Source organism: Xenorhabdus mauleonii, from assembly GCF_900113945.1.
GTDB lineage: Bacteria > Pseudomonadota > Gammaproteobacteria > Enterobacterales > Enterobacteriaceae > Xenorhabdus > Xenorhabdus mauleonii.
Genome location: NZ_FORG01000031.1, coordinates 1 through 15,290 on the forward strand (window position 1 = coordinate 1; position 15,290 = coordinate 15,290).

The 15,290-nt window shown below is 45.2% G+C and carries 14 protein-coding genes and 1 pseudogene; 11 read left to right on the plus strand and 4 right to left on the minus strand.

The genetic code is table 11. The features are described 5' to 3' along the window. From BM100_RS19280 to BM100_RS19315, 8 genes are all read left to right on the plus strand, one after another. Positions 1–331 (plus strand): type VI secretion system baseplate subunit TssF (locus BM100_RS19280; RefSeq protein WP_139217003.1); only part of this gene is annotated, 331 nt, incomplete at its 5' end. Positions 332–364: 33 nt separating this feature from the next. After that, the gene (locus BM100_RS19285) at positions 365–2,392 is read left to right on the plus strand and encodes a type VI secretion system Vgr family protein (RefSeq protein WP_092513959.1); all 2,028 of its coding nucleotides are present in this window, start codon (positions 365–367) and stop codon (positions 2,390–2,392) included. A gap of 2 nt (positions 2,393–2,394) precedes the next feature. After that, positions 2,395–3,186, plus strand: a complete 792-nt coding sequence (locus BM100_RS19290; protein ID WP_092513961.1) for a DUF4123 domain-containing protein — start codon at positions 2,395–2,397, stop codon at positions 3,184–3,186. After that, positions 3,183–3,416, plus strand: coding sequence for a hypothetical protein (locus BM100_RS19295; protein WP_092513963.1), 234 nt, complete (start codon positions 3,183–3,185; stop codon positions 3,414–3,416). Before BM100_RS19290 ends, BM100_RS19295 begins: the two co-directional genes overlap by 4 nt. 98 nt (positions 3,417–3,514) lie before the next feature. After that, a complete protein-coding gene (locus BM100_RS19300; RefSeq protein WP_092513965.1) occupies positions 3,515–4,693 on the plus strand; it encodes a DUF2515 family protein in 1,179 nt (392 codons plus the stop codon). Beyond that, positions 4,690–5,304: a hypothetical protein gene (locus BM100_RS19305; protein WP_092513967.1), complete on the plus strand. Its 615-nt coding sequence runs from the start codon at positions 4,690–4,692 to the stop codon at positions 5,302–5,304. Before BM100_RS19300 ends, BM100_RS19305 begins: the two co-directional genes overlap by 4 nt. Before the next feature lie 89 nt (positions 5,305–5,393). Further along, on the plus strand, positions 5,394–6,008 hold the full coding sequence (locus tag BM100_RS19310) for a hypothetical protein (protein ID WP_092513969.1): 615 nt from the start codon (positions 5,394–5,396) through the stop codon (positions 6,006–6,008). An 88-nt stretch (positions 6,009–6,096) separates the two neighbouring features. Then, the gene (locus BM100_RS19315; protein WP_092513971.1) at positions 6,097–6,717 is read left to right on the plus strand and encodes a hypothetical protein; all 621 of its coding nucleotides are present in this window, start codon (positions 6,097–6,099) and stop codon (positions 6,715–6,717) included. A gap of 518 nt (positions 6,718–7,235) precedes the next feature. Here BM100_RS19315 and BM100_RS19320 read toward each other — a convergent pair. Next, positions 7,236–10,010 carry a DUF927 domain-containing protein gene (locus tag BM100_RS19320; RefSeq protein ID WP_169924760.1) on the minus strand — a complete coding sequence of 925 codons (2,775 nt, stop codon included), beginning with the start codon at positions 10,008–10,010 and terminating at the stop codon, positions 7,236–7,238. A 132-nt stretch (positions 10,011–10,142) separates the two neighbouring features. On the opposite strand from BM100_RS19320, the gene BM100_RS19325 reads away from it, so the two are divergent. Then, the gene (locus tag BM100_RS19325) at positions 10,143–10,322 is read left to right on the plus strand and encodes a YlcI/YnfO family protein (protein ID WP_092514019.1); all 180 of its coding nucleotides are present in this window, start codon (positions 10,143–10,145) and stop codon (positions 10,320–10,322) included. A gap of 72 nt (positions 10,323–10,394) precedes the next feature. Here the strand turns inward: BM100_RS19325 and BM100_RS19330 are convergent, their stop codons facing one another. Next, positions 10,395–10,604, minus strand: coding sequence for a helix-turn-helix transcriptional regulator (locus tag BM100_RS19330; RefSeq protein WP_038190420.1), 210 nt, complete (start codon positions 10,602–10,604; stop codon positions 10,395–10,397). A 296-nt stretch (positions 10,605–10,900) separates the two neighbouring features. Then, a pseudogene (locus tag BM100_RS19335) lies at positions 10,901–12,175 on the minus strand (tyrosine-type recombinase/integrase). Between the two features lie 617 nt (positions 12,176–12,792). Here BM100_RS19335 and BM100_RS19340 point away from each other — a divergent pair. Further along, positions 12,793–13,173 (plus strand): hypothetical protein, encoded by a 381-nt coding sequence (locus BM100_RS19340; RefSeq protein ID WP_092513973.1) that lies wholly within the window; start codon positions 12,793–12,795, stop codon positions 13,171–13,173. A 144-nt stretch (positions 13,174–13,317) separates the two neighbouring features. After that, complete coding sequence (locus BM100_RS19345; protein ID WP_092513975.1) at positions 13,318–13,878, plus strand: tail fiber protein; 561 nt, start codon at positions 13,318–13,320, stop codon at positions 13,876–13,878. A gap of 131 nt (positions 13,879–14,009) precedes the next feature. Here BM100_RS19345 and BM100_RS19350 read toward each other — a convergent pair whose 3' ends face one another. Then, entirely contained in the window at positions 14,010–15,278 is a 1,269-nt protein-coding gene (locus BM100_RS19350; RefSeq protein WP_092513977.1) for a phage tail fiber protein, read from the minus strand. Positions 15,279–15,290 lie beyond the last annotated feature (12 nt).

Sequence of the window (15,290 nt, forward strand, 5' to 3'; positions counted from 1 at the left end):
CTTTCTCCGTTTGTTTAACCATTATGCCGAATTTAACCGTCCCCTGAGTCGCCATATTCAGCGGCATATCGACGGCATTATGCAGGTGGAGGAAAACCTGATTGACCGAATGAAGCTAGGTAACCCGATTCGGGGGCATTTGCTGTCACTGACCCTGAACCCCGATGGTTATGCCAATCCGGGAGAGATGTACCGTTTCTGTCGGTTAATCCATGAGGCAATGGCCTGTTTTGTTAGTCAGTCCACTTTCGTCAAACTGGATGTCTCTACCCCAAATCAAAAAATTCTCTGGGAATTCAAAGAAGTCTATGGGTCACGCATGGAGATGTAACTGTTAAACAATCATGACAAGGAGCAAAATAGGATGAATATCATGAACGGGCTGGCAGCGACCAAAAGCGGATTACGCTTTACTTTTCAGCTAGCTGGCCTGCCTGAATCCACCTTTGCTGTGGGAGAATTTTCCCTTCAGGAAGGGTTATCTGAACTGTTTACCCTCAATCTGACATTGGTTCAGTCGCTGCCTGATAATCCCTTTCGACCGAAGCCAGAAATCGATTTAACCGCACTGTTGATGCAGGAAGCAGTGTTGCAGGTGTTTAACGGCGCAACGCTGCAACGCAAAATTACCGGCATCGTCTCCCACGCTGACTGGGCAGGCACCGATGGCAATAAAACCCTTTATACCGTGACGGTGCGACCTGCACTCTGGCGTCTGACACTTAATCAGGACAGCCGGATTTTCCATCAGCAAAATGTGCCTGCTATCCTGAATGGCTTGCTGAAAAAGCATAAAGTTCGCGCCGATTCGAAGCTCTACGATCCGCATCAGGACAGGGAATATGCGACCCAGAAACGCGAATCCGATTATGGCTTTTTCAGCCGGTTGGCCGCAGAAGAAGGGATCAGCTTCTGGTTTGAAGATGAAATCGCCTTTTTCAGTGACAGCCATCTTGGGATGACTGCCGGACTGCCGCTGGCTTACAGCCCACAACCGGAAACCGCCCACGGTATCGATACGATTTATCAGGTGCGGCTGGGTGTCGGCATGAGTCCGCAGCGTAGTTTTCATAAAGATTTCAACCCGGAGAACCCACGTTATCATCTTTCCCATATGCACAGCAGCGAAGGCTTCCGCGACTTCGGCAGCAAAACGCCCTATACCGTGTTTGAAAGTTACGGGCGTTTTCAGAAAGATGCGGCCGCTAAGCCGTTTCTCAAATACCGCCATGACGCACTGGATAACCAGAAAAAAACCGGCAGCGGCAGCAGTAACTGCATCAAACTGATGCCGGGCAAAATTTTTGAGATAAAAAATCATCCGCACAAACCTCTAAATGCCCGTTGGCAAGTGGTCGGTATCAGCCATCACGGGCGCTGCCCGCAGGCATTGGGTGATAACGACGGAGAAGGCACCACACTCAGTAATCATTTCAGTTTTATCGATGGCCTTGCCGATTGGCGTCCGCCTTTCCACTACAAACCGCTGGCAGATGGTGATGAAACCGCTACGGTAGTTGGCCCTGAAGGGGAAGAAATCTTCGTTAATAAAGACGGTGCGATTAAAGTCCATTTTCACTGGAATCGCTATGACCCACCCGATGATGGCGCGTCCTGTTGGGTTCGCGTCGCACAGGGCTGGAACGGCAATGGCTATGGCTTTATGGCCATCCCACGTATCGGGCAGGAAGTGATTATCTCTTACCTCAATGGGGATATTGACCGTCCGATAGTGACCGGTTGTGTTTACAACGGCCTGAACCGCCCGCCACTAGATTTACCGGCGCAGAAAACCCGCACCACTTTCAAGACCAAAACCCACAAAGGCAAAGGTTTTAACGAACTGCGCTTTGAAGATGCGCAAGGCAGCGAAGAAATCTATTTCCACGGTCAGAAAGACTTTACCGCCCATATCGAAAACGATGCCCTCTGGCATATCAAGCACGACCAGAAACAGCGTATCGATAATAACCGTTATCACGATATCCGTGCCGATGACCATCATCAGGTGGCTGGTTCGCGCAAAATCACCACCGAAGGCGATGTCTCTCACCGGATTGCGGGCAGCCAGCATATCCAGGCCGGTGATGCGACCGTAATTGATAGCGGTCAGGAAATCCACCTGAAAAGCGGCGGCAAAGTCGTGCTGGAAGCTGCATCAGAAATCACGCTGAAAGTGGGCGGCAGTTTTCTGAAAGTCACCCCGGCGGGCATTTTATCTTCCATGATTAATGTCGGGCAGGGTTCAGGCGGCAGTGGTCGCGGTCTGGCACTGCAATTACCGGAAGGCGTGACACCGCTGCCGATGGTGGAATTTCCGGTGCATTCTTATTGCCCTGTATTGGCACAGCAGGATGCCAGTCCGGTGATCAAACCCGCTAAAAAGGAATAATAATGATGGAAGAGACGATTATCGAAACGCCGATAAGCTGGCAGGTGTGGTTGAGTGAATCCCATGATGCGCCGGTGTTTTTTATCCTCAATTCTCTGGCCAAACCAAATCCGGTGGAACATTTTTACCGGAATGACTGGGTAGAGCAGGCATTTCCGCTCTACAGCGGTACGCCGATGCGCAAAATTCTGAAACAAAGCCCGTGGCTGGTACAGGCTAAATCCCGCCAGTTATCTCAAATAGGCCTGATGCTGGATCGCCATGCCCTCAGTGACAATAGCTGGGGCTGGGCTTACCGCAGCGATGTTCCGTGGCAGGAGCAGCTTGCCCACTGGCAACGCCGCCAATTGGTGATGATGGACGGTGAACAGGTCCTGTTCCGTATCATGGATACCCGTGTCTTTGGCGCGATGGTGCCCGCCTTCACGCCCAGTGACTGGTCGCTGATGCTGACCCCCGTCACCGAGCTGATGATCGATATTCCGCAACCGATGCGATTTTGCCGTCCCGAAGTCTGCGGAGAGGGTAATAGTGAAATTCCGTTTACGCTGGGCGAACACCTGTTGACCGTTTGGTTACATTCTCCTTATGGTCTGAAAATGTTAACCAGCTCCCTCTACAATGAGTTATGGGAAAACCACGGAAAAATCGCAAGGCAACTGGATCAGCCCGAAGGTAGTCTGGAACAACGTATTGAAAGTTGGTTACGGCAAAAACTGGAAGCGGGGCAGCGCATTGAAAAAGTATCCGGTCAGGATTATCTGCTGGAGATGGAAGAGGAGAAAGAACGATGAGTAATCAGAACCCGATTTATAGCCGTGATTGTCAGGCAATACTTAAAGATGATTTATACATTAAACTTGTCGAAGATAGCACGAACACACCGATACCTAATGTGCCTTACACACTGAAAAATAAAGAAATAGAGCATTTAGGAACGAGTGATGGTCAGGGAATGAAGCTTGAAGAAGGTTTAACCAGTACCCCCTTCACGGCCACAATAGATCCGCCTAAGTCAGTGTAACTTTTGCACCTTATTTAATAGGCCAATGAGATGCGCAAAAAAGATACGCAGCCTATTAACAGGGTGATAGTAAAAATATTTTTATCAGGAAGACGGAAATGATCGAAGTTTTAAAAAAACATAAATATGATGATTTGGCGTTACACCAGAGCACCCAGTCTGTCGCCGCATGTGATTGTCATTTCGAAGAAAAAGATGGCAAACAAATTAAAGTGATTGATGTTCCTATACTCACTTGTGAGTGTGTCTGGCGTAGGTATCAGAAAGAGGCTGAAGATATTGTCGCCCCCGGTGGTGTGCTGATTGCCGATCCCAAAGAACGTAACAAACGTATTAATGCAGCTTACGCTAGTTTATGGCTGAACGATAACCGTTTCCAGTGGGCGGGTCTTGCTGCTTTCGCTTCTAAGCAAGTGGGGTGTGGGTTGTTACATGCTTATGATACGGCTGAAAAGGTGCGAGTTGACAGAGAAGCTCAAAAACGTGTGGTTGAGCGCATAATCGAGGTAGATACATCATGGCAATCAAATTGGCCGGTTTATCCACAGTTGATGACTGAGAGTGAAAGTGCGAATCTTGCTGAATCGATGAAAAAGCGTCGCCAAACCAGTGAAAACAACCCTTTGTCAGCGGCAACGGCGATCCCTGATGCAGGTTTAACACAGGCTTCATTTAATTATGTTTATGAAATGATGGCGTTAGGAAACACTACGTTATTTCTGGATGTGTATCCATTACATGCTTTTTATAAGCAACGCGGGTTGGAAGAACTTAAAACTTGTATAAAGAAGCGTGAAAATATTTATGGTAATAGCGAATTCCCAATATTGTGGCCGATAGGACAAGAAAATTTTACATTTGGTCGTTTTTATCCAGATATTATATTCGCGTTTGAAGCGATAGAAGCAGGTGATATTGCTCAAGGTGTTGTGCATCTTGCCAACCATGAACAAATCAATATATTACAACCCACTATGTATAGCGATACTCGATTAGTCTTATTATTACGAGGCAATCAAATCTCTTTTGTCACCGGCTTTCCTTCTGGTGTCGCGGAATCGGTTGAATTAACGTTAGCGAGTCAGTGCCGACGTGTTGATGATGGCCGTACTATCGAATTTAGTGATGAAGCGCTGGCCGATCTCTCCGATATAAAACAACGTATGCCTTTCGTGTACAAGGCAGCAGAACGGTTTGATGAGATGCTGCAGGATAACAACCGAAATTTGCTCAAGGAATCTCTACAAAATATTGCTGCTGGACGAGGTGTACAATGAGTTTATTACAACAAATAAGTCGGCAGCGCGGTGCTTTAATCTTCACATTATTAATCGTTTTAGGCTTGGCTAGCGTTTATCTTTTCCATTCTTTTTATTCCGATAAACCCGAGATAGCACTGGTGGTTGGTGAGCCTTATGAGGATATGCGGCTGCGTTCCAGTGCCGCTATTGATCCACACCTTCCGGGGAAAATTTGGCATAATATTCCCAAAACGGATGCACGCTTACGTTTTATCGACCCAAAATATGGATTTGTTACCCCTCCAGCCCGATTCTTTGCTGTTCTATATGCGAATGACATTATCACGAGTGTACGCATGTCTCCACAAATCGAGCCATTACCCTACGATGATGCGATCAAGATTGTCTTGGATTTACAAGATCAGTGGCGTAAAACGGGTTGGGTTATAGCCAAAGGGTATAAACCCTTAGTAAATACACCAGAATTGCATGAAAATCTTCGTCGTATGAAAGGTGGCGCAGGAACGACCTATTGGCAAGCTGCTGATCAGTATCAGGTTATGCTGAGTTTAGCCTTTTTCAAGGACAACAAGCACCCTAATGACGAACGCTATTTGATCACAATGGTAATTTATAAACCGTGGTAAGCAGAAAATAGCACAAACTAAAGTGGGCGAGAAAATGCCATCTTTTTACACCCACTTTTCAGTGATAATGCTTCAGGACGAGGTGTGGAATGAGTTTATTACAACAAATAAGCCGGCAGCGCGGTGCTTTAATCTTCACATTATTAATCGTTTTCGTCTTGGCTAGCGTTTATCTTTTCCATTCTTTTTATTCCGATAAACCCGAGATCGCACTGGTGGTTGGTGAGCCTTATGAGGCTATGCGTCAGCGCTCCAGTGCCGATATTGATCCACACCTTCCGGGTAAGATTTGGCATAATATTCCCAAAACAGATGCACGATTACGCTTTATCGACCCGAAATATGGATTTGTTACCCCCCCAGCCCGATTCTTTGCTGTCCTATACGCAGATGATGTCATCACTAGTGTACGCATGTCACCGCAAATTGAGCCGTTACCCTACGATGATGCGATTAAAATTGTATTGGATTTACAAGATCAGTGGCGTAAAACAGGTTGGATTATGGTCAAAGGGTATAAGCCCTTGGTAAATACACCAGAATTGCATGAAAATATTCGTCGTATGAAAGGTGGTGCAGGAACGACCTATTGGCAAGCTGGTGATCAGTATCAGATCAAACTGAATTTGAGGCGTTTTAAAGACGACAGGCATCCCGATGAAGAGCGGTATTTGATCACACTAGTGATTTCCAAACCGTGGTAATCAGGGAATAGCACAAACCAAAGTGGGTGCGAAAATGCCATCTTACTACACCCACTTTTCAGGATAATGCTCCAGAATGAGGTATAGAATGGGTCGGTTGCAACAAATAGATCGGCGGAGTAGTGGTTTAATTTTTGCGTTATTAATCGTTCTCTGTTTGGCTGGCATCTATCTTTACCATTCCTTTTATTCCGCTCAACCAGAGATAGCTTTGGTGGTTGGTGAACCTTACGAGGATATGCGACAGCGTTCCAGTGCCGATATTGCTCCGCACCTTCCGGGGCATGCTTGGTACAGTGTTCCAAAAACGGACGCACGTTTGCACTTTATTGATCCTAAATATGGATTTGTTACCTCCCCAGCTCGATTTTTTACTGTTATGTTTGATGGCGGAATAATTGATGGGGTACGTATGTCGCCACAAATCGAACCGTTACTCTACGATGATGCGATCAATATTGTACTGGATTTACAAGATCAGTGGCGCAAAGCCGGCTGGGTGCTTACGAAAGGGTATCGTCCCTTGGTTAATACCCCTGAAGCACATGACAGTCTTCGTAAGATGAAAGGTACTGGAATAACTTTTTGGCAAGCAGATGATAAGTATCAGGTCATGCTGAATATGGCGCGTTTCAAAGATGACCGGTACCCTAATGAAGAGCGATATTTGATCACGCTGGCAATTGCCAAGCCGTGGGTAAATCAATAACGTAAGCTCTGATGGATGCGAGAGTATGATTTCCTCACACCCACTGTTTGGGAAGATGATCACGTTGTTCTATGATGACTGACGCGCTGCGCTTGTCGTCTCCGTGTTACCGGGCTAATAAATTAACCCGGTAACACGGAGAACTGAAAAATATCACTATGACCACTGATTATCACTATATAACCACATTGTGTTTCACGGGATAACGGGGTAAATGACATATTAACTCTATATTTCAGTATGTTAACTTATCCCACGCTACCCCGGATTATCCCGTGGTTAAACGTCACCACTTTTAATTATTTTAAATTCAATAAATTATCCCCTGCCAGAGAAAATTTATTTTCGGGATAACCCCATTATTCCAACATCATTTTATTTGTAGTCACATGATATTACGGGATAACGCGGGATAGTACGGGATAATTCGATTAATATAACTTACTGATATATATTAAAATAACTCTCTGTTATCCCAATATCCCGTTATCCCAACGCTTTTTTCTCTTACGTGAGTGTTAATCCTCATCCCTGAAAATCAGCACCACAAACCGCCCCTGAGTACCATTCACGGAAATGGTTTTACTGATAAAGCGGTCTTTCTCCGTTTTGACCAACATTCCGGCCTCTTCTAAAGCTTCAAATGCCGTCTTTTTCTGTAACCCCTGCAATATTTCCTCTTCAAATACACTGGGGATGATGTGATACTCAACTAAACCGTCATCACGGCGGTTATGCACCAGATATCCGGCAAGTCCGTTAATTCTCATAGCGTGTGCTGTATCAATATCGCCGTTTGGTCTGCCATAGGTGTAAGGCTGAAAGCGTGAAAGCCCGTATTTCTGGATAAAGTCACGGGCACGGGTGATAACCTGATATTTTTCCCGATTTCCGATACCAAAATCGGCTAACCAATCATCAAAACTTTGTTTTATCGCGGCGTGACACGCTTCCCTGCCCCAACCTGTGATATGGGTCGCCAGTTCACCGGCTGCATCCAGTAAAGCAAAACGCACGGCAACACGTTTTACCTGAGCTGAGGCTTCTTCTGGCAGGTTATCAAGCCACTCTTTCTCTTTACGTGCAGTAAGTTCGATTGCCTGTTCCTGATGTTCAGACAGCCATAAAATCCATTCACGACCTGCTGCACCGCAATAGCGTTTTGATTCCCGCTTGATTGCCCTTGCATGAGAATCACCGTCTTCATATCCATTGAAAAATTCAGTATCAATAAAGGGCACACTGAGCAACCTGACGAGCTGCCCGGCTTTTGGCGTGATCCCGCCTTTTATCAGGAACGTTTCTAAATCCTCTTCTCCTGCCGAAAGAGCGGCAATTTTCCAGCGGATCACTGCACGGTTTCCACCCTCCCGCTTCCCCTGAATTTTGCCCACACCGTTAAACAGACTGTAAGCACTGTTCGCAACTTCTTTCGGGTTCGAGCTTTGCCCGATTTCGTCAATGGGCATGAAACCATCATTACGAGCGGCGGCTTCGTTATTTAATCCGTGGTTAGTGCCGTGCCACGATAATTTAAGTTCTTCGGGATCGCCGTATAAGCTGCTGGCCGCCTCAACAGTGGTTGTTTTACCCGCCGAAGACTGGGCGAATAGATGTACACCAAAGCAGCTCCCTTCCGTCAATGAGTTAAGCGGGGCAGCCAATCCGACCAATACTCCCAGCATCATCGAGCGATTGCCTTTCATCAATGATGCAACATGAGTTTTCCATTGTTCGGCACTTCCCCTGACCACATAACCGGCAATGGCGGATGTACCACCACTGAAAGCCACGGGCATATAAGGCTGACCGATGATTTCACCATCCGGCATCACATAAGCTCCACAGTGCCAGCCTGCTTTCTGTGTCACAACCCACTCGCGGCGATCACCACTGCGTTGCAGATGTTCAGCCAAAATAGGCAACAGGCTGTTTTTTACGGTGATGTTCATTCCCCGCGAGCGCAATCTTGCCCAGCCAACCGGCATTCCGATTTCACGACGGGGAAGCGCTTCAACAATATATTTTCCCGTACCTTCCTGACGTAATTTAATAATGAGATAGCCTTCACTGCCATCATTGCCAATCCCGACTATCTCCATGTGATCACTCAGCCATTTTTCGACTTCGACAATTTCACCGCCCTGTTCTTTGGGTTCGACCCAGTAAATTCCTGTATTGCGGGTATCGATATGGGGTTTGAACGGATCGGAATCTTTCTCCTGGCGTTCATCTGAATTACCAACCGCAGATTTCGACACTGTTACTTTATCTCCCATCTGATGCAACCCGTCACGGAATGCCTGCTTCGCCGCCTCAATGCCGTATTGCTGGCGATAATCATCCCAGTCGGCTTTATGTTCTGTCGGCGGTAACGCGATCCAGCCATTAACTGCAATGGCCGCTTTTTCTGCCGAGATTTTGCCGGTATTCACTTTCGGTTTACCGTTTTTATCCAGTTCGCCGGGATGATGCCAGTCGTTATCGGCGGCAATAATAATTTTCGTGTCCGGCCAACGTTCCCTGACTGATTGAGCAACGGAGAACAGATTACCTGCGTCCAGTGCTGCCAGAACAGCGCCGTTACAGAGTTGGTTCGCCGTGAGTGCCGTGGCGTAACCTTCGGTAATGATGACAGTATCAGGATTCTCTTCCAGCGTTGATAAAGGAATAAACGCACCTTTCTTCTGGCTACCGGTGAGTAATTTTTTGTCACCATCCGGTTTGATGATCTGCGCACCTGTTACTTTTCCGTCCAGTGTTGAGAGTCGCAACACTGCTGAATTATCAGGCAATAACCGCTGGTTAGGTGAATGCAGCCCCTTTGCGGCCAGATAGGGCGATTGACCGACAACTGTTTGTGCCACCAACGCAGCCACTCTTTCAGCAATTGGCTGAGTTGTTTGAATGGTTTTTCTGGCTGGTTTAGGTTCGGGTAAAGGTAATGCCAGTACATCCGCAACAATTTTCGCCGCCTCAGTAATAGAAATTCCTTTGGTTCTTGCCACTAAATCCAGCCCATCGCCATAGTTGGGGTTATCACACTGGCGACAATGCCAGTTGCCATGATGGTGATCGTCAATAAAGTGAAAACGGTCGGTGCCGCCGCAAATCGGGCAAGCGCCATGTTTATCTTTTGCCGGGATATCAATACCACAGGCAGGCAGAAGATTTTCCCAATGGTACATGGCGGATTTCTTCACGATTTGGATAAATTCGAGCGGTTTTTGGCTGCCTGATTTATCCAACGATGTAAATTTAGGGCGAGTTTGGTTATGCTGTGTATCAGCCATTATCGTTACTCCAATTAACGGTTTTTGGTCAGACGCCTCAGATGTGTTCCAGCACACTGGGGCGTTGTTTTTTCATATTGATATAGGTAATGTGTAATGACACATAAACACATTACAGTGAGTGTAATTGACATGTCTACACATAAAAATATCCGTCGAGGCAATCCACCATTCCAATTCAGACTTGATCCTGAACTGAGGGAACTGATGGAGATAGCGCAGGCACAAGATGGTGATGAATCTTTAGCTGCTTGGATTAAGCGCCTTATTCGCAAAGAATTACAATCAAGAGGCATCGAATCTAACCCCTGAAAAAAGCAAGTTGAGGGTAGGCAAGCGCCACCCTTAGCTTTTGTATTCTTATCAAATAGTAGGTACATGTCATCAAATACCGCGAGATTCAGCAATCCGCTGATCTACCCAACCATCAATTTCTGATTCAACAAACGCAACCGAACGAGGGCCGATTTTGACTTGTTTCGGGAATTTATCTTCTTTAATAAGCCTGTAGATCCATGCCTTGCTATAGCCCGTTCTGCGCTGAACTTCTGGCAGGCGAATAAGACTTTCTTTAGATGTTGTAATCGTTGGCATGTATACCCCTGTGATCGTGTCCTTGAAATGCCTTGGTAGATGTTATTTGATGACAGAGGATTATTTAAAAATTCTGTTTAATTAAAAGCGTAAACTATTTATGCAATTTATAGAATTAATTGCCGCTTATTGACTGGATAAAAAACAGGCTTCTATGCCACAGGTACACCTGAATGAAAAAACAGCATTTAATGGTTGTTATGCTATTAATCGTGTAAAAAATAGACTTTGTTGGCACTGCCAACAAAGTTTAAAAAAACATCATGTACTCAGTACGTCCTGGACATTATGCGATATCATTTCCGGCATTTTTTCGCAAAATCATATGGGGTGATATGTTTTCTCCTGTTGGCATCCAGATAATCAGCCCACCATTGAACCATTAGCTGCCGTTCGTCCAGATGCTTAGATGTGTGAATATACGCAGCACGGACGTTCTTTCTTTCCACATGGCTTAACTGGCGTTCTATTGCGTCATCGTTCCATAAGCCCGATTCACCCATCGCACCACGCGCCATTGTTCTAAATCCGTGACCACAAGCCTCTGTTTTAGTGTCGTATCCCATACCGCGTAAGGCATTATTTACGGTACTTTCGCTCATGACTTTTGCCGGATTATGGTCATGAGGAAACATCACCTCACATTCTCCACTCAAGCCTTGTAAGGTTTTAAAGAGAGATACGGCCTGACGACTTAGCGGCACAATATGCTCAGTTTTCATTTTCATGCCACGTTCGGAAAATTTAACGCCTTCAATGGGTTTTCTTGTGGCGGGAATTTTCCAGACTGCATTTTCAAGATCAAGTTCTTCCCAACGGGCAAATCTCAACTCACTGGAACGGACGAACGTTAATAAAGTCAGTTCTACGGCAATTTGGGTAATCAAACGCCCGCGATAGTGAGAAAGACGAGTAAGAAATTCAGGTAAGCGTTCGTGGGGGAGTGCTGGGTGATGTTTAACTTTTACTGTGGAAAGCGCGCCGGACATATCATTTGCTGGGTTAGATTCAAGAATATCATTCTGGACAGCATATCGCATGATGGAAGTAACACGCTGCTGTAATCGCTGAGCGATATCGTGTTTACCATCGGCATCAACGGATTTGATAGGCGCTAAAAGTTGGCTTGTTCTTAACGTGGAAATATCAAGCTTGCCAATATGAGGAAAGTATAGTGTTCAAGACTGCGCAGAATGCGGCTGTTGTGATCTTCACTCCATCGCTTATTGCTGGCGTGCCATTCGCGGGCTACCTGTTCAAAGGATAATGCCCCTTTTGATTCGGCTTGTGCCCCTTTTTTCTCTGCTTTGGGGTCAGCGCCTTGGATTATGAGTTTTTTAGCTTCATCTCGTTTAGCCCTTGCATCAGCTAAAGACACCACCGGATAGACACCAAAAGCCAGTCGGTCTTCTTTTTTATCGGTAGGGCGGCGGTACTTCATCCGCCAGTATTTAGAGCCACGTGAGGTGATCTCCAAATAGAGTCCGCCACCATCAGCGAGTTTGTAGGTTTTTTCTTTGGGTTTTTTCTTTGGGTTTTGCTGTTTCGATTTGCCGTGCGTTTAGTTTCATTTTTTAGGAACACATTTAAAAATAGAAGTGTAGGTGACCCAGATTATGCCCCGTGATGCATGTTGATTGCAATGGACTAAAATAGACATAAAAAGAAAATATATTATTGATTTATCAGGTTTTTCTAAGATTTAGCTTACTAGAGTAGACGTTAGTAAACTTATGTTTGGTGCCCAGGGCAGGACTTGAACCCGAACATCCTTACAGCCGAGGGATTTTAAATCAGACTAAATTATCAATAAAATTAAATAGTTATAATTATTTTCAGAACATAAACCTAATATAATGTCCAATAAAAACAATGAACTAGACACATAATCAAGCCTATGTTCTGAATGATAATAAGCATAATAACTAAGGGAGTTTCACTCCCTTGTAATTAAACCTGAGTAAAAAAATAGATAATACATAAGGTAGATGGTGTGTTTTTTATTAATAGTACTCTAATAAACTGTATTGTTTTAAGTGATTATTTTTTAATCTAAATTGTTATTTTATGAGAGATTAAGAAAAAATATTTCTCAAACATTTCGTATCCGGAAATTATTTTATCAGTTGAATTAAATAAAATAGTTAATAAACGAAAACAACATTTCATTAAATCAGAGGATAATCTTATGGGTGCAGTAGACGGTACTTATACAAGCGAAGATGGAAAATATACACTTACAATAACTAAAAGTTACAACTCCAATGGCTCATTCGAAGGTGCTTTTATCGGTAAACATCTCACCATGGGTGAAATAAATTACGAACAATTAGTTGGAGAATATGATTTTTCTTCTGGAAATAAATATTGGCCGGCTCAAATAGGCTTCTATGCTACCTTTAGCCCCACTCCGAAATCTTATGTGATAGCAGATCATTGGAACGGTATCAGGACGGCTAATGGAAATATCATCATGAGCGGGGTAAGAACATACACAACTGATGCAGGTTTGTACGATATATATACTTTCGAAAAGGTTATTCTCACGCTAATTCCAACAGAGCAATAAATTACCAAATAATTAACCAACTAAATATCAGCCAAAATTCATTCTCCAGTATTGATGAACCGATTATTGATGTTCACTGGCGGAGAAGTCCCCCGCCTTCATGTTATTTAGCAATGTGTATTGTTGATTAAATGAGGGAATAATATGAGTAATGAAAATAATAAACTAGATACATCATGTCCTGATGACTGTGATTTGTTGATAGTGCCTAGCCGAAAATATGTGAAAGACACTATCGATAAGAAAATTGAAGAACACGCTCAAAGTCGGAACCATCCCTATGCAACTCATGTAGAGCCGGGATTCGTTACTTTAAGTGATGAAACAGACAGTGACAGTGAGTTAACCGCCGCAACCTCTAAGGCCGTTAAGAAAGCCTATGATTTAGCAAATACCGCCAATCAAAACGCCCTGAAAAATAACATGATCGGCGTTGGACAAATTTGGCAAAATGTCACTAAAAACAGGACGGCTGGCACGGTATACGTAAATGAAACAAGCTCTCCAATACAGGTCATTATTACTGGCCAATCAGGAGAAAATGGTGGAACTTCTGATATTTTAGTTAATGAAGTACATATTGCCACGTTGGGAAATTTCCGAGACCATACTATTTACCGCAGTGTCACATTCATCGTTCCTGTGGGTATGACATACTGGATTGAAGCAACGGCACAAATCAAATACTGGAGCGAATTACGATAAAATTTATAACTATATAGTCCTAGTCGCTTAATTCTGAGCTAAAAATAAGCACGCTACTTTCTGCGGGTTTATCATCCTTACCAATGCACGATCACCATCAGGGGCATCCGCCCCTGTTCTGATTACTATTCCTACGGTTCAATATCACCAACCGTCTCCGCCGCTACCTTTTGTCGCTGGTTCCACACCGAATCCGCCGGCATCTGCGCACGGACATCCAAGCGACAGCCTTCGGGAATATCGCAGGGTTCTCCATTCGCATAGTAGATCTTTTCACCGTCCACGAGGGCTTTAATCCGTTTGTTTTGAAAGCGCTCCGGTAAATGACTGTGCTGACGGTGGAACGTCTCAATCGTGATGCTGCCGTCCTTTTCCACCCGGTCATCAATGTAGATAAGTTCAAGCCCGTTGTTATTCTTCGGAGAAGAGATACCGCCGTGCACACCCCACGCCCCGTCCGCGTTATAGCCAAGGATACCGTCTATCTGATAGTGGCCGGTACCGAGTTTGGTGACCGTGGCCCCTTCCGATTCGTCGTTGGTGGTAAAGGTGCCATCAGGGTGAATTTGGATGATGGGGGAGGATATTCTGAGAATACCATCATTGCCTGCAGTGGCATTTTTATCTGTCCATAAGCGGCTAATTTTAGTATCACCACCGTTGTCACTACCGTGTATGATGGCTACTCCCTGAATGAAATGGGCAACCATTCCTGCCCATGTATCTCCTAATCTGGTTATATAACCAGATGACCAGCTATAGCCAACTCCTCCAGTGTTAGCACCAAAACGGAATGCGTGCCCACCTACAGGTAATGATTTTATCCATGATGTGAATTCACTGATAGACGACTGGTTAATTGATTTACCTTGAATATAACCAGCTCCGTTAATTTCCACCCATTTCTCAGTTGCAGCGCCTAAATTTTTTACAAACGCGTTTTTATCCGGAATATCCGCCCCGTTCTGACTCTTATCCAGCTTCCCGTCTACCGCCGCCTGCAACGCCCTAATCGACTGCAACGCCACCGTCTGTCCGTTCGGTAAGGTCACATCCACTACCCCACTTTGTGACATCCATTTGTCCATGTTCTGGAGGAACTGGACGACAAAGCTGCTGTTGGCCACCATATTCCTAACACCGTCTGAGACAGAATCGGGTACAGTCACCTGTATCTGATAGGTCGTGTTATTCAGGGTGACACCGGCTTTATCCGCCAGTACCAGCTCGGTATCGGAGTTCACCGCCTGTATCATGTGCAGCAGGTTATCCTTGCCGGACTGGATTAACATTATCTGCCCGGGGGCAACGCTGTTAATATTCGCGTTAAACTTGGTGCCCGTGCCACGGACAATAGCCGAGCCGGACACGATACTGACTGTGCCTTGTGAATAGTACATAGATGAATTCCT

Excerpts from the sequence above, each read along its gene's own strand:
- BM100_RS19285 (WP_092513959.1), top strand. The coding sequence starts at position 365 with ATGAATATCATGAACGGGCTGGCAGCGACCAAAAGCGGATTACGCTTT.
- BM100_RS19290 (WP_092513961.1), top strand. The coding sequence starts at position 2,395 with ATGATGGAAGAGACGATTATCGAAACGCCGATAAGCTGGCAGGTGTGG.
- BM100_RS19295 (WP_092513963.1), top strand. The coding sequence starts at position 3,183 with ATGAGTAATCAGAACCCGATTTATAGCCGTGATTGTCAGGCAATACTT.
- BM100_RS19300 (WP_092513965.1), top strand. The coding sequence starts at position 3,515 with ATGATCGAAGTTTTAAAAAAACATAAATATGATGATTTGGCGTTACAC.
- BM100_RS19305 (WP_092513967.1), top strand. The coding sequence starts at position 4,690 with ATGAGTTTATTACAACAAATAAGTCGGCAGCGCGGTGCTTTAATCTTC.
- BM100_RS19310 (WP_092513969.1), top strand. The coding sequence starts at position 5,394 with ATGAGTTTATTACAACAAATAAGCCGGCAGCGCGGTGCTTTAATCTTC.
- BM100_RS19315 (WP_092513971.1), top strand. The coding sequence starts at position 6,097 with ATGGGTCGGTTGCAACAAATAGATCGGCGGAGTAGTGGTTTAATTTTT.
- BM100_RS19320 (WP_169924760.1), bottom strand. The coding sequence starts at position 10,010 with ATGGCTGATACACAGCATAACCAAACTCGCCCTAAATTTACATCGTTG.
- BM100_RS19325 (WP_092514019.1), top strand. The coding sequence starts at position 10,143 with ATGTCTACACATAAAAATATCCGTCGAGGCAATCCACCATTCCAATTC.
- BM100_RS19330 (WP_038190420.1), bottom strand. The coding sequence starts at position 10,604 with ATGCCAACGATTACAACATCTAAAGAAAGTCTTATTCGCCTGCCAGAA.
- BM100_RS19340 (WP_092513973.1), top strand. The coding sequence starts at position 12,793 with ATGGGTGCAGTAGACGGTACTTATACAAGCGAAGATGGAAAATATACA.
- BM100_RS19345 (WP_092513975.1), top strand. The coding sequence starts at position 13,318 with ATGAGTAATGAAAATAATAAACTAGATACATCATGTCCTGATGACTGT.
- BM100_RS19350 (WP_092513977.1), bottom strand. The coding sequence starts at position 15,278 with ATGTACTATTCACAAGGCACAGTCAGTATCGTGTCCGGCTCGGCTATT.